Here is a 20,752-nt window from a genome sequence, read left to right on the forward strand (position 1 = left end):
GCCGGTGCAGCGGCACTGCGGCTGGCCGATGGTCACCAGGGCGCCGGGGGCCCGAGCAGCCGGCCAGGACGCCCCTGCCGCTGATCACCTGAGTGGGATGCGCAGCCGCCCCGGCCCTCCGAAGAGGACCGGGGCGGCTCATCGCATGTACAGCGCGGTCAGGTGCGCACCGCGCTGGCAGCCGTCACCGGCTGACATCCCGGCGGACCGGCCGGGACATCCGCGAGGGTCCGCAGGACGTCCCGGCGAGCCTCTGCGTCAGCTGCAGCCGCTGGTGGAGCCGCAGCCCTCGCAGACGTAGCAGCTGCCGGCGGGGCGCATCTTCGTACCGCAGGTCATGCACAGCGGTGCGTCGGTGGCGGTGCCGGTGACCAGCTCGAGCAGCTCGGCCGAGGAGTGGGCCTCCTTGATCGACGTCGGGCCGGCCGGGGTGACCTTCTCCTCCACCTTGGCGGTCTCGATCGGCGCGGAGCCACGCAGCTGCTCCAGGTCGACGTCGTCCTCCTCGACCGCCGGGGTCGAGGCCGAGGTGCCGTAGGAGCCGGCGACCTGGGCCGAACGCTCCTCGGCGGTGAAGATGCCCAGGTTGGCCCGCTTCTCCACCGGCAGGTGGTCCAGCGCCAGCCGACGGAAGATGTAGTCCATCACCGACTGGGCGATCCGGATGTCCGGGTCGTCGGTCATGCCGGCCGGCTCGAACCGCATGTTGGTGAACTTCTGGATGTAGGTCTCCAGCGGCACCCCGTGCTGCAGGGCCAGGGAGATCCCGATCGAGAAGGCGTCCATGACACCGGCCAGGGTCGAGCCCTGCTTGCCGAGCTTGAGGAAGACCTCGCCCAGGCTGCCGTCCTCGTACATCCCGGCCGTCATGTAGCCCTCGGCGCCGGCGACGCTGAACGACGTGGTGACGCTGGTCCGCTTCTTCGGCAGCCGCTTGCGCACCGGGTGCGACAGCGCGGTGGCCGGGGCGGCCTCGGCGACGGGCGCCTCGTCCTTGGTGCCGTCGTTCTTGCCCTTGCCACCGGACAGCGGCTGGCCGACCTTGCAGTTGTCGCGGTAGATGGCCAGCGCCTTGATGCCCATCTTCCAACCCTGGAAGTAGATGTCCGCGACCTCCTCCACGGTCGCCGACTCGGGCATGTTCACCGTCTTGCTGATCGCGCCGGAGATGAACGGCTGCACCGCGGCCATCATGCGCACGTGGCCCATCGGGGAGATGGACCGCTCGCCCATCGCGCAGTCGAACACCTCGTAGTGCTCCGGGCGCAGGCTCGGGGCGTCGACGACGTGGCCGTGCTCGGCGATGTACTCGACGATCGCCTCGACCTGCTCCTCCTGGTAGCCCAGGCTCTTCAGCGCTCGCGGGACCGTCTGGTTGACGATCTGCATCGAGCCGCCGCCGACCAGCTTCTTGAACTTGACCAGCGAGAAGTCCGGCTCGATGCCGGTCGTGTCGCAGTCCATCATGAAGCCGATCGTGCCGGTGGGGGCCAGCACCGAGGCCTGCGCGTTGCGCCAGCCGTTCTCGGTGCCGATGGCCAGGCACTCCTGCCACTCGGCGGTCGCGGCCTTGAGCACGTCGGCGTCGTCGGCCCCGACCGGGCGGATCCCGTCGTTGGCGGCAGCGTGCTTGCGCATGACCCGGGCGTGGGCGTCGGCGTTGCGGGCGTAGCCGTCGTAGGCCCCGACGACCCCGGCCAACTCGGCCGAGCGACGGTAGGCGGTGCCGGTCATCAGCGAGGTGATGGCGGCGGCCAGCGACTGCCCGCCCCGGGAGTCGTAGGCGTGGCCGGTGGCCATGAGCATCGCGCCGAGGTTGGCGTAGCCGATGCCCAGCTGCCGGTAGGCGCGGGTGGTCTCACCGATCGGGGCGGTCGGGAAGTCGGCGAAGCAGATCGAGATGTCCATCGCGGTGATGATCAGCTCGACGGACTTCACGAAGTTCTTGGAGTCGAACGTGCCGTCGTCCTTGAGGAACTTCATGAGGTTCAGCGACGCCAGGTTGCACGAGCTGTTGTCCAGGCTCATGTACTCCGAGCACGGGTTCGAGGCGTTGATCCGCCCCGTCTCGGGGTTGGTGTGCCAGTCGTTGATGGTGTCGTCGTACTGGATGCCCGGGTCGGCGCACTCCCAGGCCGCCTTGGTGACCTTGCCGAACAGCTCACGGGCGTCGACGGTCTCGATGACCCGGTTGTCCTCACGGGCCCGCAGCCCGAACTCGGCGCCTTCCTCGACCGCGCGCATGAACTCGTCGTTGACCCGGACGGAGTTGTTGGCGTTCTGGTACTGGACGCTGGTGATGTCCCGACCGCCGAGGTCCATGTCGTACCCGGCGTCCCGCAGCGCGCGGATCTTGTCCTCCTCGCGCGCCTTGGTGTCGATGAACTCCTCGATGTCGGGGTGGTCGATGTCGAGGACGACCATCTTCGCCGCGCGGCGGGTGGCGCCACCGGACTTGATGGTGCCCGCCGAGGCGTCGGCCCCGCGCATGAAGGAGACCGGCCCGGACGCGGTGCCCCCGGAGGAGAGCAGCTCCTTGGAGGAGCGGATGCGGGAGAGGTTCAGGCCGGCACCGGAGCCGCCCTTGAAGATCAGGCCCTCTTCCCGGTACCAGTTCAGGATCGAGTCCATCGTGTCGTCGACGGCGAGGATGAAGCAGGCGCTGACCTGCTGCGGGGAGGCGGTGCCCACGTTGAACCAGACCGGCGAGTTGAAGCTGAACACCTGGTGCAGCAGCATCCAGGTCAGCTCGTGCTCGAAGACCTCGGCGTCGCCCTCGCTGGCGAAGTAGTCGTGCTCGCGGCCGGCCGCACCGTAGGTCAGGACGACCCGGTCGATGAGCTGGCGCAGGCTCGTCTCGCGCTGGGGGCTGCCGACCGCGCCACGGAAGTACTTGGTGGTGACGATGTTGGTGGCGTTGATGCTCCACTCGGCCGGGAACTCGACCCCGCGCTGCTCGAAGTTGATCGAGCCGTCCCGCCAGTTGGTCATGACGACGTCGCGGCGCTCCCACACGACCTCGTCGTAGGGGTGCACACCCGCAGTGGTGAAGACGCGCTTGACCTTCAGGCCCTTCCCCCGGCTGGGGGCCTTGGGAGTGCGGCGGTTCCGGCTGGTGGTGAGGCGGTCGGCTGTCTCGGTCATCGTGCGAGGGCTCCCTGGGTCGGACTGGTGCGGTGGTGCGGGCGGAGCGGCTGGGGAAGCCGGCGGGTGCCGGAGCCGGGTGGTGCGGTCTCCTCGTCGAGACCTGTGTAGCGGAGAGGTCGGACAGTTCTCACGGACCGGCGGCGCTGCCGGTGTCGGCCGGCCGCGGACGCTCGGCGGCCCGCCGGCGGGGGGTCCCACCCGCGGGGACCTCCTGGTCATCGGCGAGTGCATGCTGCTCGGCGGGTGACCCGTCGCCGGTGCCGGCGGCGCCCCGGGCCGGTGCGGCGCGGAGCTCGGCGATCTCCTTCTCGAAGTCGGCGACCGAGGAGAAGCTGCGGTAGACGCTGGCGAAGCGCAGGTAGGCGACCTCGTCGAGGTCGCGCAGCGGACCGAGGATGGCCAGGCCGACCTCGTTGCTGGGGATCTCGGCGCAGCCGGTGGCCCGCACCGCGTCCTCGACCTGCTGGGCCAGCAGCGCCAGCTGGTCCTCGTCCACGGGACGCCCCTGGCAGGCCCGCCGCACACCGGCGACGACCTTGCCCCGGGCGAAGGGCTCGCTGACGCCGCTGCGCTTGACGACGGCGAGGACCGCCTCCTCCACGGTGGTGAACCGGCGGCCACATCCGGGGCAGGAGCGTCGACGGCGGGTGGTCGCCCCCTCGTCGGTCTCCCGGGAGTCGATCACCCGGCTGTCGGGGTTGTGGCAGAAGGGGCAGCGCATGCCGATCTCCTCCTTCCCGAGGTGTCGCGGGGGCTCTCGCCGCGGCGTCGTGACACCGTGGCCGGGCCCCGACCCGATGGCCGTGCTGTGGACTGCGCCGGGGACATCCGGTGGATGCGCCGGGGAGAACGTGTGGAACGGCTGTGGATGGGGCTTACAGCTCTGTAACTACTAGATGTTGTGGTGGAACCGTACGACCACCCCCACAGGTGTGCAAGCCCCGGGGTGCGTGTCGTCTTCCGCAACCGTCCCGGACACCCCTCCGGACCCCTCCCGCCCCAACGACCACCGCCTGAGCAGCAGTGCCACCCCCCGCACCGAGGCGGACCCCGAGGACGGCCGAGGTGGAGCCGCCGTTCCGGAGGACGACCAGTGGCCGTCATCGCGACCACCCGCCGCGGTGGGCGACCACACGGCCAGCCGTCGATCAGGGGAGTGCGAGCACCTGACCGGGGACGAGGTCGACGCCGGAGAGACCGTTCACGTCGAGGAGCGCGTCGACGACGGCGCGCCGGTCCTCCTCCGGGGCGACCTCGCCCGCGATCGACCACAGGGTGTCCCCGGGCTGGACGACGATCGTCGCCGAGCCGGCCAGCTCCAGGCCTGTCGTGGCACCGCCGGACTCGGTCGCGACGATCGCCGCGGCGACGGACACCCCGAAGGCGATGGACAGCCCGGCGACCACCCGCCGACCGCGCCGGGTCAGGCGCAGCGGCGCCTGCACCTGGGGCCGGGGCGAGGGCGCCACCCGACCCGCTCCCGGGAACGGGAGCACGACCGCCATCGAGGCCGGGGCGGCGACGGGGCGCTCGAGCTGCGGAATGGCCATCGGGGTGCTCCAGGGGTCTCGGTGCCGGGCTCTGTCGAAGGCGAGGCTCTGTCGAAGCAGGCACTCTGTCGAACGCACGTTCGATTCGAACGTGTGTGCGATGTCTACCGCACACCTCCGACAGGAACACGCCGACACGACGACTTCTTCGAACACGTGTTTGAACGCGGGCGTCCGAGGCGATACGGTTCCGGGGCGATCGAGGACGGCGTCCGCGGTCCCGGCTCGCCGTGGCGACACGGCTGTCGGCACAGCGGGGCGCCACCGGGAACTGCTGCCGAGGCAGCCGGACGAGGAGGACACATGGCGGTCGACGGCCCGAAGGCGCGCGGCGGCAAGAGCCCTTCGCGGCGAGGAGCACCCAGTCCGGCACCCGCCGACGGCGCAGCACCGACGGCCACGACGGGGGCGGGTGCCGCGGTGCGGGAGTTCCCCGACCGGGCCGCGGACGGCGACGGTCTGACCCAGCGGCAGCGCCGGGTGCTGGAGGTCATCCGCGACTCCATCGAGCGCCGCGGTTACCCGCCCTCGGTGCGCGAGATCGGCGAGGCGGTCGGCCTCTCCTCCGCCTCGTCCGTGGCCCACCAGCTGTCCGTGCTGCAGCGCAAGGGATGGCTGCGCCGTGACCCGAACCGCCCTCGCGCCCTCGACGTCCGCCTGCCCGGGGACAGCACCGCCACGGCGACGAACGAGACCGCCACCGAGGCGCTGGCCGGATCCGGTGCGGGCAGTGGTGTCGACGACGCCTCGGCTCCTCGCCCCACCTACGTGCCCCTCGTCGGCCGGATCGCCGCCGGTGGTCCGGTGCTGGCCGAGCAGGCCGTCGAGGACGTGTTCCCCCTCCCCCGTGAACTGGTCGGTGACGGCACCCTCTTCATGCTGAAGGTGGCAGGCGACTCGATGGTCGAGGCGGCGATCTGCGACGGCGACTGGGTCGTCGTCCGGCAGCAGCCGACCGCGGAGAACGGCGAGATCGTCGCCGCGATGATCGACGGCGAGGCGACGGTGAAGACCTACAAGCGGCGCGACGGGCACGTGTGGCTGCTGCCGCACAACGCCGCGTACGAGCCGATCCCCGGCGACGACGCCACGGTCCTCGGCCGGGTCGTCACCGTGCTCCGCCGGGTCTGACCTCCGCCGGTGCGCGCCGGGCCGCGCTGAGGCCCGGCGCGCACCGGGCCCGGCCCCTCAGCAGGGCCCGACGTGCCGGCAGGTCCGGCGCCTCATCGACCCAGGCGTTGATCAGGCCGGGCGCCGCCGGATCTTGCCGCCGATCCACACGAGCACGGTGGCCACGACTGCGGCGACGATCCCGGCCGTGAGCGGTGCGACCCCACCGGCGGTCGCCAGCGACCCGGCCGCGGCCTCGGTGGCCGTCGCCGGTGGCGGCGCCGCCAGGTCACCGGCGGCCGGTACCAGGGTCACCGCCCCGGGCAGCCCCTCCCCGGCCACGAGCAGGTCCCGGTCGTTGGCCGCGAAGGCGATGGCCTCGCCCTGGGGGGCCTCCGGGAGCGGCACGCGCACCGGGGGGCCGGCCAACGCCCCGACGACGTCGGAACCGCTCAGCGGCCAGACGTAGGCATCGGTGTAGGTGCGCAGGGCGATCCGTGAGCCGTCGGCGGACACCGCTCCACCGGTGACCAGCAACTGGCCGGCCCGGCCCACGGGACCACCCGGCGTGCCGGTCAACGTCAACCCGAGCCCCGCCACCTTGCTCATCGGCACGGTGGCTCCGTCGGCGAGGGGCGCATCGGGGCGGTACACGGAACTGGCGCCGAGCACCTCCTTGGTCACCAGGTACGGGGTGCCGTCGGGGGCGAGCAGCAGCGCCTCCGCGTCGTGCGGGCCGTCGGGGTACGTCAACCTGCTGAGCAGGGTGGTCCCGTCGGGGCGGAGGCCGATCAGCGCGACCGTCTCGCGGCTCTGCGCGTTGTCCCCGATGTCGGCCAGCCAGATGGTGCCGTCCGCGGCGAGGGCGAGGTCCTCGGGGTCGTAGGGGTCGACCTCCGCCGTCCGCACCTCGCCCACCGCGCAGGCCCCGTCGAGGACGAAGACCTCGGCACGGTCGCCGCCGTCGTTCATCGCGAGCATCGCCTCGCCGGCGCTCGCCAGGCCGGAGAGCTCCGGGAGCCGCGGATCGGTGATCTCGCACCGGGTGACCGGCTCGCCGAAAGGAGCGACGGCGTCGTCGGCGGCCACCGACCCGGTGGGCAGGAACGCGACCAGCAGACCGACGGGCGCGCAGAGGACGGCGCCGGCCGCCCTGCGGCGGGTGGCGCGGCTACGCCTGGGTTCGGCCGGCTCTGGCACGAACCCAGCGTGACAGTCCGGCAGCGTCGAGTGCGTGAACCACGCCCAACAGCAGCAGCCCGACCGACAGCCCGACCACGGCATCGGTGACCCAGTGGAAGTCCAGCGCCACCATGGCCACACCCGTCGCCACCGGCCCCAGCGCGCTGAGCACCCAGGTGGCCCGCTGCACGGCTGGTGGCAAGCCGAACTCCACGGCCTGCCAGCGGGCCACCCCCCACATCAGGACGGCGTTCGCCACGTGTCCCGAGGGGTAACTGGCACCGTCCAGGTAGAAGAACGACCCGGGGAAGGCCGGGGCCGTGCGGCCGGTGCCCCACTTGAACGCGTAGACCACGGTGGTGAGCAGGACGAGCGCGACGACCACCCGGACCAGTGGCACCAGCGTCCGCTGCCGCACGGCCAGCCAGCCGACCAGGCCGGCGAGCACGACGAGGATCGTCACCCGCCCGCCGATCTGGGTGACGACCCAGATCGGCCAGTAGGCCCACGAGTCGCGGAGCGCCCACACGCTGGTCACCTCGGAGACCCGGAGGTCCATCCGCTCCAGCCACCCGCGACTGAGCAGGTTGACCGTCACCCCGACCGTGACGAGGGCGGCGAGGACGAGCAGCCACCACGGCGGCCGGCCCACCCCGATGACCGGTGCAGACGGGCGGCCACCCGTGGCCGCCGGCCGGTCCACTGCTCCCCTGGTCACCGCTTCACGGTACCGGGGCGCCGTGACCTGCTCGTGATCCGACGGGCCCCGCTGCACGGGCCCGACGGCCACGTGCACGCAGCGGGGAGCACCGGCTCCTCGGTCAGACCTCGGCGGGAGGCGCGGCGAAGCCGTCGAGCTGGGCGGCCAGACCGGCGTCCACACGCGCGGTCAACCGGGTCCCGGTGGCCTCGTGGGCCTCCTCGACGACCTCGCCGTCCCGGTGCACCCGGGCGACCAGGTCACCCCGGTCGTAGGGCACGAGCACCTCGACGTCGATGTGCGGGTGCGGGAGCCGTTGGGCGATGACGTCGCGGAGCGCCTCGATGCCCTCACCGGTCCGGGCCGACACCCACATCGCCCCGGGGAGCGCCTGGCGCAGCGCCAGCATGTCCTCTTCGGTCATGGCGTCGACCTTGTTCACGACGATCAGCTCCGGGACGGCGGACGCATCGATCTCGTTGAGCACCGTGTGCACGGCGTCGATCTGGCCCAGCGGGTCGGAGTCGGAACCGTCGACGACGTGCACGAGCAGGTCGGCGTCGGCCACCTCCTCCAGCGTCGACCGGAACGCGTCGACCAGCTGGTGCGGCAGGTGGCGCACGAAGCCGACGGTGTCGGTCATCGTGTACTCACGCCCCTCGGGCGTCTGCGCGCGGCGGACCGTCGGGTCCAGGGTGGCGAACAGCGAGTCCTGGACCAGCACGCCGGCCCCGGTGAGCTGGTTGAGCAGGCTGGACTTGCCGGCGTTGGTGTACCCGGCGATCGCCACGCTCGGCGTCGCGTTGCGGTCGCGTGAGTTGCGCTGCGTCGTCCGGGCGGTCGCCATGCCGGCGATCTCCTTGCGCAGCTTGCTCACCCGGGAACGGATCCGGCGCCGGTCGGTCTCGATCTTGGTCTCACCCGGACCGCGGGTGCCGATGCCGCCACCACCGGCGACCCGGCCACCGGCCTGCCGGCTCAGCGACTCCCCCCAGCCGCGCAGCCGGGGCAGCATGTACTGCATCTGGGCCAGCTCGACCTGGGCCTTGCCCTCCCGGCTGGTCGCGTGCTGGGCGAAGATGTCCAGGATCAGGGCGGTCCGGTCGACCACCTTGACCTTGAGCACCTTCTCCAACTGGTTGAGCTGGCCAGGGGCCAGCTCCCCGTCGCAGATCACCGTGTCCGCGCCGGTCGCGGCGACCACCTCACGCAGCTCGGCGGCCTTGCCCGAGCCGACGTAGGTGGCCGGGTCCGGCTTGTCGCGGCGCTGCATCAGTGCATCGAGCACCTGCGAACCGGCGGTCTCGGCCAGCGCGGCGAGCTCGGTCAGCGAACGCTGCGCGTCGGCCGCCGTCCCCTCGGTCCAGACGCCGACGAGCACGACCCGCTCCAGGCGCAGCTGTCGGTACTCGACCTCGGTGACGTCGGTGAGCTCGGTGCCGAGCCCGGCGACCCGGCGGAGGGCACCGCGCTCCTCCTTGACGTAGGAGCCGGTGGTGTCGTCGGGGGCGTCCCACTGACCCGCCGGCGCCGGCCGGGTGTCGGGCAGGCTCGCCTGTGCCTTGTCGACCCGGGCTTCGGCCCCGTCGAGGATCGCGCGGTTCTGGGCTGTCGTCATCGTCTCCAGCGTGGCATGCCCCTGAGCGTGGGGCGAGCGACTTGTCACATCACCTGTTGTCATCGCCGGGTACAACGCCGTGGACCTCCGGATGCATCCCCAGGTAGAGCGACCAGCGCTCGGCGCCCGGGTCCGCCGGCCGGGTGGCGTACTCGTCCAGCAACCGGTGCAACCGCTCCCGGAACTCGGCCAGGTCCGCCACGCCCAGTCGAAGGCCCAGCCGGGTGCTCTCCAGCCGGCTCTCCCCCACGGCGGCGACCTCCTCGAGGAAGGCACCGAGCGCGGCGTCCCGGGCGGTCCCCGAGGCGCCGGCGCCGTCCATCAGCCAGCTCTTCCCGGTCGCCCGGTAGGGCACCTCCCGAGCGCCGCGGGCGCCACGCCGCGCCTCCCCGGCGGCGAGGAAGCCGGTGTCGACCAGGGTCCGGACGTGGTGGAGCACGGTGGCCGGGTTGCGGCCCAACCGGACGGCGATCTCCTTGTTGGTCAGCGCCTCGTCCAGGCACAGCCGCAGGATCCGCAGCCGGACGGCGGAGGCCAGGGCACGCGCCTCGGCGTCGGTGGCCGGACGGCGCTCCCCGGCGATCCGTCGTGCTCCCGCGCCGGCCTCCGCCTCACCCATCCCGGCAGCGTAGGCCGTCGGCCCGGGACAGTGATTGACATACCCCAATCGGTACGTGAGGCTGCGCCGGTGACCCGCGACCGGAGCCTGCTGCGGCACCGCGACTTCCGTCAGCTGTGGGCCGCCGAGACGGTCAGCCAGGTCGGCACCCAGGTCACCCTGCTGGCCCTGCCCGTGCTGGCGGTCTCGCTGCTGGACGCGACGCCGCTGGAGATGGGCGTGCTCACCGCGCTGGAGACCGCCGCCTTCCTGCTCATCGGCCTCCCGGCCGGTGCGTGGGTCGACCGCTGGCGACGGCGCCGGGTGCTGGTCACCGCCGACCTGGCGCGGGCCGCCGTGCTGGCGACCCTGCCGATCGCCTACGTCCTCGACGCCCTCACCCTGGGACAGCTGTTCGTCGTCGCGGCGGCCACCGGCACGGCCACGGTCTTCTTCGACGTCGCCTACCAGAGCTACCTGCCCGAGCTGGTCGACCGCGACCAGCTCGTCGACGGCAACGGCAAGCTGGAGGCGAGCCGGGCCGTCGCCCAGGTGGCCGGTCCGGGCATCACCGGCGTGCTGCTGCGGGTGCTGGGCGCTCCGCTGCTGATCGCCGTCGACGCGGCGTCCTTCCTGCTCTCGGCCTTCTTCATCGGCCGGATCCAACGCCCGGACCCCGTCCCCGACCGGGCCGGCCGGCGGTCGCTGCGCGCCGAGATCGCCGAGGGGCTGTCCTTCGTCGTCCGCCAGCCGCTGCTCCGCCGGATCGTGGCCTGCACCGGCACGTCGAACCTCTTCTCCACGATCACCACGACCCTGCTGGTGCTCTACGCGCTGCGCCGGCTGGAGCTGTCCGAGAGCGTGCTGGGGCTGGTCTTCTCCGCCGGCGCCGTGGGTGGCCTGGTCGGCGCGGCGACGGCGGCGCGGTTCGCCCGCCGCGTCGGGGAGGGCAGGGCCATCCCGCTGGCGATCATGGTGATGGTGCCGTTCACCGCGCTCACGCCGCTGGCCGCCGTCGGCGCTCCACTGGTGCTCCTGACGCTCGGCCAGTTCGGCTTCAGCTGGGCGGTGGTGGTCTACAACATCACCCAGGTCAGCTTCCGGCAGCGGCTGTGCCCGCCGGCGCTGCTGGGCCGGATGAACGCCTCGGTGCGTTTCATCGTGTTCGGCACCATGCCGCTCGGCGGGCTGCTCGGCGGCGTCCTGGGCACCTGGCTCGGGGTGTTGCCCGCGCTGTGGATCGCCGTGGGCGGTCAGCTGCTGGCGGCCGGCTGGGTGGTGCTGAGCCCGCTGATGCGGATGCGGGACCTGCCCGACGGGTCGGACCTCCTGGCGTCCGCCGTGACGACCGTGCCCGAGGCCCGGGCGCCCACTGCCGGCAGCGACCCCGAGCGCTCCGGCTGAGCAACCGGCCGGTTGGCCGGCCGGGTGCCGGGTAGGGCGGCGGGGCACGGTCCACCGCTCGAGAGGACGACGATGACCAGCCCTGACGAGGAGCTCGACGACCCCGGCCGCGACCCCGCCGGCCTCGACCCGCCGCGCAACCCCTTGGGCGGCGCCGACCAGGACACCGGCCGCGGCGCTCCCCGCGGCACCGGGAACGTCGGGCCCGCCGACAAGCCCGAGGCGCCCACCGACGACCCCGAGACGCGGGCCGACGAGCCCGACCGCCCCTGACCTGCGTCCGGCGCAGCCGGGACCCTCAGCCGGCGAGCCACTCCCGGGTGAGGGTGCCGGCGGCGACGACGACGGCTGGGCCGGAGAGCACCGTCGTCACCCCGTCGAACTGCACCGACAGCCGGCCACCCGGCACGTCGACGGCGACCGTCCCGGTGCTGCGCCCCCCGGCCTCCAGCGCCGCGTAGGCCGCGGCGCAGGCGCCGGTGCCGCACGAGCGGGTCTCCCCCACGCCGCGTTCGTAGACCCGCAGCCGGACGTGGGCGCAGGCGCCCGCCGGGGCGTCCTGCGCAGTCAGCACGTTCACCAGCTCGACGTTGACCCCCTCGGGGAACATCGCGGCATCGACCCCGGGCAGCGCCGAGAGGTCCAGCGTGTCGATCTCCACGTCGGTCAGGCACACCAGGTGCGGGTTGCCCATCGACACCCCGAGCCCCGGGTGCGCCACCCCGGCGACCCGCGCCTCGCTGCGGCCCAGCTCCACCGCCGGGCCCATGTCGACCCAGTAGCCGCCGTCGGGCCGGGCACCCACCCGGCGAGGACCGCCCCGGGTGCCGACCAGGACGCCGGCGTCCGCCGCGGCCCGCTCCAGCAGCCCCTCGGCCAGCAGCACGTGCAGGAAGAGCCGGATGCCGTTGCCGCACATCTCTGCGTAGGAGCCGTCGGCGTTGCGGTGGTCCATGAACCACTCGCACTCGGCCAGCGCGGCGCCGAGGACACCGGGGGCATCCGGCACGTGCCGGCTGCGGACCACCCGCAGCACGCCGTCCCCGCCCAGGCCCGCCCGGCGGTCGCAGAGCCGGCGCACCAGCTCGGGGTCCAGCCGCGCCTCCGGCCACCCGTCCCCGTCGGGGTCGGGCAGGACGACGAAGTCGTTCTCGGTGCCGTGGCCGAGGAGGACCCGTGGGCCGGAGCTGTCGATCACCGGTCGATCGTACGGTCGGCGACCAGGGCGAGGACGGCGTCGAGAAGGTCCGGCCGAGCGGCGTCGAACCACACCGTGCCGGCGTCGCGGCGGAACCAGGACCGCTGCCGGCGGACGAACCGGCGGGTGGTGGTCACCGTCCGCTCCCGGGCCTCGGACGCGGTCAGCACCCCGTCGAACTGCTGGAGCACCTGCGCGTACCCCAGGGCGCGGGAGGCCGTCGGCCCCTCGCGCAGCCCGTCGCCGGCGAGCGCGGCGACCTCGTCGACGAAGCCGGCGGCCCACATCGCGTCGACCCGGCGGGCCACCCGGTCGTCCAGCTCCTCGGGCGCCCGGTCCAGCCCGACCGTGACCGCCGGGTAGTGCGGGCGCGGGGCGGGCAGCGTGGCGGTGAACGGCTGACCGGTCACCTCGATCACCTCCAGCGCCCGCACCACCCGCCGGCTGTTGGTCGGTGCGATCGCCGTCGCGGCGGCCGGGTCGAGCGCCGCCAGCCGGTCGTGCATCGCCGTGGCGCCCTCGTCCGCCAGCTCGTCGGTCAGCCGGGCCCGCACCACCGGGTCGGTGCCCGGGAAGTCCAGCTCGTCCAGCACCGCACGCACGTACAGCCCGGAACCGCCGACCAGCAGGGGGACGACGCCCGCGGCGCGGAGCCGGTCGACCTCGGCCCGGGCGCGCTGGCGGTACTCGGCCACCGAGGCCGGCTCCCGCACGTGCCACAGGTCCAGCAGGTGGTGCGGCACGCCGTCGCGTTCGGCCTCGGTCGGCTTGGCCGTGCCGATGTCCATCCCGCGGTAGAGCTGCATGGAGTCGGCGTTGACCACCTCTCCCCCCGAACCGGAGCGGGCCAGCCGGTGCGCCAGCGCGACCGCCAGCGCCGTCTTCCCGGTGGCGGTCGGCCCGACGACGGCGATCACCGGTGGCAGACGGTCCTCCGCGGCAGCGGTCACCGGGCGCGCCAGGTGGCGACGAGGTAACCGACGCCGAACGGGGCGTCGTCGTGGTGCAGCTCGGCGGTGACGGCACGCCCGTCCAGCGCGGCACCGACCGCGCGCCACACCGGGACACCTGCGGCGAGCAGTCGCCGGCCCGCGACGGGGTCGAGGGCGGCCAGCGCCGTGCTGTCCCCGGCACCGAGGGCAGCGGCGACCGCGTCGTCGAAGGGGCCGGCCGCGGGGTCGAGCGCACCGGGCGCCTTCTCGGTGCGCCGGGCCGACCCGTCCCCCATCGCGAGCACCCCCACCGGTCCGGGGAGCTCCGCCAGCGCCGCCGCGAGGTCGGCCGGCCCCACCCCGAGCCGGTTCCCGGTGTGCCCGGCGTCGTCCAGCAGCCAGGCGGCCAGCAGGTGCGGCAGCGGCACCCGGTGGCCGCCGGGACGGACCCGGCCGGCGAACGGGACCTCCAGGTCGATGCCGAAGCCGCGCAGGTCACCGGCGTCCCCGGGGCCGAACCGGAGCCCGTCGGCGCCCTCGCCCACGACCACCACCACCTCCGGCCGGTCCGCCAGCACGGTCTGCACGGCGGCGGAGACGGCGGCGCGCAGCGCGGACAGGGCAGGGCTCGGCGCACCGGCGACCGCGGGCAGCACGAGGGGTGACTGCGGGCAGAACGCCACCGTCACCGGAGGAGGAGGTCTCACGCCAGGGAGTGTCGCGGATGCATCGTGGGAGACTGCTCACGTGTCGAGCACGGAGAACACCGGAGACCGGACCCAGCAGGCCACCGCGACCCCCGAGGAGCGCCCTGAGGGAGCGGTCGTCGAGGCGACGCCGGTCGACGAGGGGGCACTGACCGCGACCCCGGACGGCGCCGTCCCGGAGGTCGCCCAGCCCGCCGAGAGCAGCCCCGTCGTCGACGGCCCGGGGCCTGCTGTGCCCCCGCCCGCCGAGCCCCCGGCCCCCGAACCCCCGACCGCAGAGCCCCCGGCCGTCGAGCCCGCAGCTGCCGAGTCCCCCGCTGTCACGCCGCCGGCTGCCGAGTCCCCGGCCCCGGCGGCCGGTGACACGGCCTCCGCGGCCGTGACCCCCGAGGCAGGCACCCCCGCCGCCGCCGACCCGGCCGACGCCGCGGTCGCCGACCCCACCAGTGACAGCAGCACTGCCGCCACCGCACCCCGGCCGGCCCCCGCCGGCCCGCCCAGCGGGCACGCGCCCGCCGACGTGCCCAGCGTCGTCCCGGCGATGCCCGTCTCCGACCCGTCCGCCTGGGGCCGGGTCGACGAGGAGGGCACGGTCTACGTGCGCACCGCCACCGGGGAGCGCTCGGTCGGCTCCTGGCAGGCCGGCGCCCCGGCGGAGGGGCTGGCCCACTACGGCCGCCGCTTCGACGACCTCGCCACCGAGGTCACCCTGCTCGAGGCGCGGCTGGCTGCCCACACCGGCAACCCGGGCGAGATCCGCACCAAGGCCCAGGAGCTCGCCGACTCGATCCCGCTGGCCCAGGCGGTCGGCGACCTGGACAGCCTGTCCGCCCGCGCCCGGGCGATGGTCAGCATGGCCGACACCGCCGTCGCGGCGAACCGGGCCGAGAAGGCGGCGCAGCGCGCCGTGCAGGTGCAGCGCAAGGAGGCGCTCGCCGCCGAGGCCGAGCAGATCGCCGCGGACTCCACGCAGTGGAAGGCCGCCGGTGACCGGCTGAAGGCGATCGTCGAGGAGTGGAAGACGATCAAGGGCATCGACCGCAAGACCGACGAGGCGCTGTGGCAGCGCTTCGCCGCCGCGCGGGACGCCTTCGGCCGCCGCCGCGGCGCGCACTTCGCCGAGCTGGACAAGCAGCGGGGCGAGTCGCGGGCGGCCAAGAGCGAGCTGATCGCCGAGGCCGAGCGGTTGTCCACCTCCACCGAGTGGGGCCCCACCAGCGCGGCGATGCGCGGGCTGATGGACCGCTGGAAGGCCGTGCCGCGGGTCGGCCGGGACACCGACGACGACCTGTGGAAGAAGTTCCGCGCCGCCCAGGACGTGTTCTTCGCCGCCCGGACCGCCAACGACCAGGCGCGCAGCAGCGACGAGCTGGCCAACCAGAAGGCCAAGGAGGAGCTGCTCGCCGAGGCGGAGAAGCTCGACCCGGCCAACAAGGGCAACCAGAACGCGCTGCGCAAGATCCAGGAGCGCTACGACGCCATCGGGCACGTGCCGCGCGGCGCCATGCGCGAGCTGGAAGACCGGATGCGCACCGTCGAGGAGAAGTTCCGCGGCGCGAGCGAGTCCGCCCGTCCCCGGGTCCAGCCGGAGAACCCGCTGCTGACCTCGATGCGGGCCGCGGTGACCAAGGCCGAGGACCAGCTGGCCAAGGCGCAGGCTGCCGGCAACGCGAAGCGGATCAGCGAGGCCGAGGCCGCCCTGGCCACCCGCCGGGAGTGGCTGGCCGAAGCGGAGAAGGCCTCCTCCCGCCGCTGACGCACCACCGTCGGGTCCACCCCGGCGCGCACACCGAGGGCCCGTCCGTTCACCGGACGGGCCCTCGGCGTTCTCCGGAACTGTCGTGTAGCCCCGGGGACGACGGGTAGGTCGTGGACAACGTGATGCGTCACGGCGCATGCGTGACATCTGCCGAACAGGCTCAGCCCCAGACCTCACCCGGGCGTCCAGCAGCTGCTGGACGCCGTCCTCAGGGAAGGAGCACCACCATGAAGGCCATCGTCTACCGAGGCCCCAAGAACGTCGCCGTCGAGGAGGTGCCGGACGCCACGATCCAGGCGCCCACCGACGCGGTCATCCGGATCACCACCACCAACATCTGCGGGTCGGACCTGCACATGTACGAGGGCCGGACCCCCGTCGAGGAGGGCAAGGTCCTCGGCCACGAGAACATGGGCGTGGTCCAGGAGGTCGGCCCCGGCGTCGACCGGATCAAGGTCGGGGACCGCGTCTCGGTCCCGTTCAACATCGCCTGCGGCACCTGCCGCAACTGCACCGAGGGCTGGACGTCGTTCTGCCTGCGCGCCAACCCCACCGAGGGCATGGACGGCGCGGCCTACGGCTACGCCAACATGGGCCCCTACGACGGCGGGCAGGCGGAGTTCCTGCGCGTGCCGTGGGCGGACTTCAACCTGCTGCACCTGCCCGAGGGCACCGAGCACGAGAACGACTTCACCATGCTGTCGGACATCTTCCCCACCGGCTGGCACGGCGTGGAGCTGTCCGGCTTCCAGGTCGGCGACCGGGTGGCGGTGTTCGGCGGTGGTCCGGTCGGGCTGATGGCCGCGCACAGCGCCATGATCCGCGGCGCCTCGGAGGTCTTCCTGGTCGACAAGGAGACCGACCGGCTGGCGCTGGCGGAGAAGTACGGAGCCACCCCGATCGACTTCAGCGCCGGTGATCCGGTGGCACAGATCCTGGACGCCACCGGCGGGCGCGGTGTCGACCGTGGCGTCGAGGCGGTCGGCTACCAGGCACACGACTCCAGCGGCGAGGAGCACCCCGAGCTGGTGCTGGACAACCTGACCCAGGTCGTCCGCTCCACCGGCGGGATCGGCGTCGTCGGCGTCTACATGCCGGCCGACCCGGGCGCGAGCAGCGAGCTGAGCCAGGAGGGGCGCATCCCCTGGCAGTTCGGCACCTTCTTCACCAAGGGCCAGTCGATGGGCACCGGGCAGGCGCCGGTGAAGCGGTACAACCGGCAGCTGCGGGACCTGATCATCGACGGCAAGGCCAACCCGGGGTTGATCACCAGCCACGAGCTCGGCCTGGACCAGGCCGTCGAGGGCTACCAGCGGTTCGACGACCGCGACGAGGGCTGGACCAAGGTGCTGCTGCACCCGGGCAGCTGACGCTCACCCCACCGGGACGCCCCACCCGGTGAGCTGATCGATGACCGTCCCCCTGCACCGATGCCGGTGCGGGGGGACGGTCTTCGTCCGGCGCCTCCCGGCCCGGTGGGGTCAGCTGCAGACGGCGACCGCGGCCGGCAGCGGCGGCGGGACGCCGATCCCGGGCATGCCGAGCGTGACGCCGGGCGTGGTCGGGCGGGTGCCGGCCTCGCTGGCGTCGCCGGCCCGGGTGCGCCGGTGGGAGACCAGCTCACCGTCGGCGACCAGGAAGTGCGGCTTCGCGGCGGTCACGACGGTCTCCACGACGTCCCCGGCCCGGACGCCGTCGGCAGCGGTGAAGTGCACCAGCCGGCCGTCCCGGGCCCGGCCGGAGAGCCGGCCGCGGGCGGCGTCCTTGCTGCCCTCCCCCGCGGCCACCAGCAGCTCCACCGGCCGGCCGACGAGCGCCCGGTTCTCGGCCCAGCTGATCTCCTCCTGCAGCGCGGTCAGCCGCAGGTAGCGCTCCTGGACGACCTCCTTGGGCAGCTGGTCGTCCATCTCCGCGGCCGGCGTGCCCGGGCGCTTGGAGTACTGGAAGGTGAAGGCGCTGGAGAAGCGGGCCTGCCGGACGACGTCGAGGGTCTGGGAGAAGTCCGCCTCGGTCTCGCCCGGGAACCCGACGATGATGTCGGTGGTGATCGCGGCGTCGGGCATCGCGGCCCGCACCCGGTCGATGATCCCGAGGTAGCGGTCCTGCCGGTAGCCGCGGCGCATCCGGCGCAGCACGTCGTCCGACCCGCTCTGCAGCGGCATGTGCAGCTGGTGGCAGACCGCCGGCGTCTCGGCCATCGCGGCGATGACGTCGTCGGTGAACTCCCGCGGGTGCGGGCTGGTGAAGCGGATCCGCTCCAGGCCCTCGATCCGCCCCGCCGCACGCAGCAGGTCGGCGAAGGCGCCGCGTTCGCGGAACTCGACGCCGTAGGCGTTCACGTTCTGGCCGAGCAGGGTCACCTCGAGCACGCCCTGGTCGACCAGCGCCTGCACCTCGGCCAGGATCTCGCCGGGACGTCGGTCCTTCTCCTTGCCGCGCAGCGCCGGGACGATGCAGAACGTGCAGGTGTTGTTGCACCCGACGCTGATCGACACCCAGCCGGAGTACGCGGAGTCCCGCTTGGCCGGCAGCGTGGAGGGGAAGACCTCCAGCGACTCGACGATCTCCACCTGGGCCTCGGCGTTGTGCCGGGCGCGCTCCAGCAGCACCGGCAGCGACCCGACGTTGTGGGTGCCGAAGACGACGTCGACCCAGGGCGCACGCCGGACGATCTCGCCGCGGTCCTTCTGCGCCAGGCAGCCGCCGACGGCGATCTGCATGCCGGGGTGGGCGTCCTTGACCGGGCGCAGGTGCCCGAGGTTGCCGTAGAGCCGGTTGTCGGCGTTCTCCCGGACGGCGCAGGTGTTGAGCACGACGACGTCGGCGTCGGTGCCCTCGGGAGCTGCCGAGTACCCGGCCGACTCGAGCAGGCCGGAGAGCCGCTCGGAGTCGTGCACGTTCATCTGACAGCCGTAGGTGCGCACGAGGTAGGTCTTGCCGGTCACCACCCGCATCGTACGGACGTGCACCCAACACCCGGCGCCTGCAGCCAGGTCCGCGCTCATCCGACTCCGGGAGGTGACCGGGACGACCCCCACCGGGTGAACTCCGGTCCCATTCGCAGCTTCGTTACAGCTTCGTGATGGCTTCGCGACGTCACTGGGGCGCGAGCCACCTAGGGTCACCCGCTGTGACAGACCGTCCGACCGGAGACCCTCTCGTCCGCATGTCCGGCGTCAACAAGTGGTTCGGCGAACTGCACGTCCTGCAGGACATCGACCTCTCGATCGACCGCGGCGAGGTGGTCGTCGTGATCGGGCCGTCGGGCTCGGGCAAGTCGACGCTGTGCCGGACGATCAACCGCCTGGAGTCGATCGAGAACGGCGAGATCACCATCGACGGCCAGCGGCTGCCGGAGGAGGGGAAGGAGCTGGCCCGGCTGCGCGCCGACGTCGGCATGGTGTTCCAGAGCTTCAACCTCTTCGCGCACAAGACCGTGCTGGAGAACGTCACCCTCGGCCCGATCAAGGTGCGCAAGCAGTCCAAGGCGGACGCCGAGAAGCGGGCCCGCGAGCTCCTGGACAGGGTCGGCGTCGGCCCCCAGGCCGACAAGGTGCCCGCCCAGCTCTCCGGTGGTCAGCAGCAGCGCGTGGCGATCGCCCGCGCGTTGGCCATGGACCCGAAGGTGATGCTCTTCGACGAGCCCACCTCGGCACTCGACCCGGAGATGATCAACGAGGTCCTCGAGGTGATGATCGGCCTCGCCCGGGACGGCATGACGATGGTCGTGGTCACCCACGAGATGGGCTTCGCCCGCAAGGCAGCCAACCGCGTCGTGTTCATGGACGGCGGCCGCATCGTCGAGTCCTCCACCCCGGAGGAGTTCTTCACCAACCCGAGCTCCGACCGGGCCAAGGACTTCCTCTCCAAGATCCTGAACCACTGACCACCCGCACATCCACGAGAGGACCCTCCATGCGCATCACCCGCTACGCCGCCGCCCTCGCGGCCACCGGTGTCGTCCTGGCCGGCTGTTCCAGCGACGCCGGCGAGACCACCGAGGACGCCGCCGACAACGCCCCTGAGGTCGCGACCGAGGTCGAGTTCGAGCCCGGCAGCACCATGGCCGAGATCGTCGAGGCCGGTGAGCTCCGGGTCGGTACGAAGATCGACCAGCCCGGCTTCGGCCTGGCCAACACCGCCGGTGAGCCCGAGGGCTTCGACGTGGAGATGGCCAAGCTCGTCGCTGCGGAGATGGGCCTGTCCGAGGACCAGATCACCTTCACCGAGACGGTCTCCGCGAACCGCGAGCCCTTCCTCCAGGAGGACCGCGTCGACATGGTCGCGGCGACGTACACGATCAACGACGCCCGCAAGGAGGTCATCGACTTCGCCGGGCCGTACTACGTGGCCGGGCAGGACATCATGGTGGCGGCGGGCAACCCCGAGGGCATCGAGGGCCCGGAGGACCTGGCCGGCACGACGGTCTGCTCGGTCGAGGGCTCGACCCCGGCGGAGACGATCCGGACGGAGTACCCCGAGGCCGAGCTGGTCCTCTACGACGTGTACTCCAAGTGCGCCGACGACCTGCGCAACGGCAACGTGCAGGCGGTGACCACCGACAACGTCATCCTCACCAGCTTCGTCGCCGGAGACCCGGAGAGCTTCGAGCTGGTCGGCAACCCCTTCACCGAGGAGCCCTATGGCATCGGTGTGCAGAAGGGCGCCGACGACTTCCGCGAGTTCATCAACGACGTGCTCACCGAGTCGTTCGAGGACGGCACCTGGGCCGACGCCTGGGACCAGACCGCCGGCGCGATCACCGACACCGAGGCGCCCGAGCCGCCCACCGTCGACCGCTACTGACCGACCGCCCGACACCGCTGGCGCCCCGCTCGACCGGGGCG

General features: G+C 73.0%; 18 protein-coding genes. 7 read left to right on the top strand and 11 right to left on the bottom strand.

What is annotated here, in order from left to right:
* Positions 1 to 258: 258 nt before the first annotated feature.
* From O2V61_RS21560 to O2V61_RS21570, 3 genes are all read right to left on the bottom strand, one after another.
* Positions 259 to 3,144: a vitamin B12-dependent ribonucleotide reductase gene (locus O2V61_RS21560; protein ID WP_269185319.1), complete on the bottom strand. Its 2,886-nt coding sequence runs from the start codon at positions 3,142 to 3,144 to the stop codon at positions 259 to 261.
* Between the two features lie 130 nt (positions 3,145 to 3,274).
* Positions 3,275 to 3,868 carry a transcriptional regulator NrdR gene (nrdR, locus tag O2V61_RS21565; protein WP_269185320.1) on the bottom strand — a complete coding sequence of 198 codons (594 nt, stop codon included), beginning with the start codon at positions 3,866 to 3,868 and terminating at the stop codon, positions 3,275 to 3,277.
* Between the two features lie 427 nt (positions 3,869 to 4,295).
* Positions 4,296 to 4,697, bottom strand: a complete 402-nt coding sequence (locus tag O2V61_RS21570; RefSeq protein WP_269185321.1) for a LysM peptidoglycan-binding domain-containing protein — start codon at positions 4,695 to 4,697, stop codon at positions 4,296 to 4,298.
* 303 nt (positions 4,698 to 5,000) lie between these two features.
* Here O2V61_RS21570 and lexA point away from each other — a divergent pair, with 303 nt between their 5' ends.
* The gene (gene lexA, locus O2V61_RS21575) at positions 5,001 to 5,828 is read left to right on the top strand and encodes a transcriptional repressor LexA (protein WP_269185322.1); all 828 of its coding nucleotides are present in this window, start codon (positions 5,001 to 5,003) and stop codon (positions 5,826 to 5,828) included.
* 111 nt (positions 5,829 to 5,939) lie between these two features.
* On the opposite strand, the gene O2V61_RS21580 is transcribed toward lexA, so the two are convergent.
* The 4 genes from O2V61_RS21580 to O2V61_RS21595 form a co-directional block, all read right to left on the bottom strand.
* Entirely contained in the window at positions 5,940 to 7,007 is a 1,068-nt protein-coding gene (locus tag O2V61_RS21580; RefSeq protein ID WP_269185323.1) for a hypothetical protein, read from the bottom strand.
* Complete coding sequence (locus O2V61_RS21585) at positions 6,979 to 7,707, bottom strand: phosphatase PAP2 family protein (protein WP_269185324.1); 729 nt, start codon at positions 7,705 to 7,707, stop codon at positions 6,979 to 6,981. Before O2V61_RS21585 ends, O2V61_RS21580 begins: the two co-directional genes overlap by 29 nt.
* A 103-nt stretch (positions 7,708 to 7,810) precedes the next feature.
* Positions 7,811 to 9,307 (bottom strand): GTPase HflX, encoded by a 1,497-nt coding sequence (hflX, locus tag O2V61_RS21590; protein ID WP_269185325.1) that lies wholly within the window; start codon positions 9,305 to 9,307, stop codon positions 7,811 to 7,813.
* A gap of 49 nt (positions 9,308 to 9,356) precedes the next feature.
* On the bottom strand, positions 9,357 to 9,926 hold the full coding sequence (locus tag O2V61_RS21595; RefSeq protein WP_269185326.1) for an ArsR/SmtB family transcription factor: 570 nt from the start codon (positions 9,924 to 9,926) through the stop codon (positions 9,357 to 9,359).
* A 69-nt stretch (positions 9,927 to 9,995) separates the two neighbouring features.
* Here O2V61_RS21595 and O2V61_RS21600 point away from each other — a divergent pair, with 69 nt between their 5' ends.
* Positions 9,996 to 11,309 (top strand): MFS transporter, encoded by a 1,314-nt coding sequence (locus O2V61_RS21600; RefSeq protein WP_269185327.1) that lies wholly within the window; start codon positions 9,996 to 9,998, stop codon positions 11,307 to 11,309.
* A 72-nt stretch (positions 11,310 to 11,381) separates the two neighbouring features.
* Positions 11,382 to 11,582 (top strand): hypothetical protein, encoded by a 201-nt coding sequence (locus O2V61_RS21605; protein ID WP_269185328.1) that lies wholly within the window; start codon positions 11,382 to 11,384, stop codon positions 11,580 to 11,582.
* 25 nt (positions 11,583 to 11,607) lie between these two features.
* On the opposite strand, the gene dapF is transcribed toward O2V61_RS21605, so the two are convergent.
* Genes dapF through O2V61_RS21620 form a run of 3 tightly spaced genes read right to left on the bottom strand, consistent with a single transcriptional unit; the run spans position 11,608 to position 14,146 of the window.
* The gene (gene dapF / locus O2V61_RS21610) at positions 11,608 to 12,507 is read right to left on the bottom strand and encodes a diaminopimelate epimerase (RefSeq protein WP_269185329.1); all 900 of its coding nucleotides are present in this window, start codon (positions 12,505 to 12,507) and stop codon (positions 11,608 to 11,610) included.
* Positions 12,504 to 13,457 carry a tRNA (adenosine(37)-N6)-dimethylallyltransferase MiaA gene (gene miaA, locus O2V61_RS21615; protein WP_269185330.1) on the bottom strand — a complete coding sequence of 318 codons (954 nt, stop codon included), beginning with the start codon at positions 13,455 to 13,457 and terminating at the stop codon, positions 12,504 to 12,506. The genes dapF and miaA overlap by 4 nt, the downstream gene beginning before the upstream one ends.
* Positions 13,454 to 14,146, bottom strand: a complete 693-nt coding sequence (locus O2V61_RS21620; RefSeq protein ID WP_269185331.1) for a hypothetical protein — start codon at positions 14,144 to 14,146, stop codon at positions 13,454 to 13,456. Before O2V61_RS21620 ends, miaA begins: the two co-directional genes overlap by 4 nt.
* A gap of 40 nt (positions 14,147 to 14,186) precedes the next feature.
* On the opposite strand from O2V61_RS21620, the gene O2V61_RS21625 reads away from it, so the two are divergent.
* A complete protein-coding gene (locus O2V61_RS21625; protein WP_269185332.1) occupies positions 14,187 to 15,902 on the top strand; it encodes a DUF349 domain-containing protein in 1,716 nt (571 codons plus the stop codon).
* 230 nt (positions 15,903 to 16,132) lie between these two features.
* Positions 16,133 to 17,275, top strand: a complete 1,143-nt coding sequence (locus O2V61_RS21630; RefSeq protein ID WP_269185333.1) for a glutathione-independent formaldehyde dehydrogenase — start codon at positions 16,133 to 16,135, stop codon at positions 17,273 to 17,275.
* A gap of 111 nt (positions 17,276 to 17,386) precedes the next feature.
* Here the strand turns inward: O2V61_RS21630 and miaB are convergent, their stop codons facing one another.
* Complete coding sequence (gene miaB, locus O2V61_RS21635; RefSeq protein WP_442929187.1) at positions 17,387 to 18,850, bottom strand: tRNA (N6-isopentenyl adenosine(37)-C2)-methylthiotransferase MiaB; 1,464 nt, start codon at positions 18,848 to 18,850, stop codon at positions 17,387 to 17,389.
* 221 nt (positions 18,851 to 19,071) lie between these two features.
* On the opposite strand from miaB, the gene O2V61_RS21640 reads away from it, so the two are divergent.
* Both O2V61_RS21640 and O2V61_RS21645 read left to right on the top strand, forming a co-directional pair.
* Complete coding sequence (locus tag O2V61_RS21640; RefSeq protein WP_269185334.1) at positions 19,072 to 19,791, top strand: amino acid ABC transporter ATP-binding protein; 720 nt, start codon at positions 19,072 to 19,074, stop codon at positions 19,789 to 19,791.
* A 29-nt stretch (positions 19,792 to 19,820) separates the two neighbouring features.
* Complete coding sequence (locus tag O2V61_RS21645; RefSeq protein WP_269185335.1) at positions 19,821 to 20,711, top strand: glutamate ABC transporter substrate-binding protein; 891 nt, start codon at positions 19,821 to 19,823, stop codon at positions 20,709 to 20,711.
* Positions 20,712 to 20,752 lie beyond the last annotated feature (41 nt).

This window comes from Modestobacter sp. VKM Ac-2985 (genome assembly GCF_026967925.1).
Lineage (GTDB): Bacteria > Actinomycetota > Actinomycetes > Mycobacteriales > Geodermatophilaceae > Modestobacter.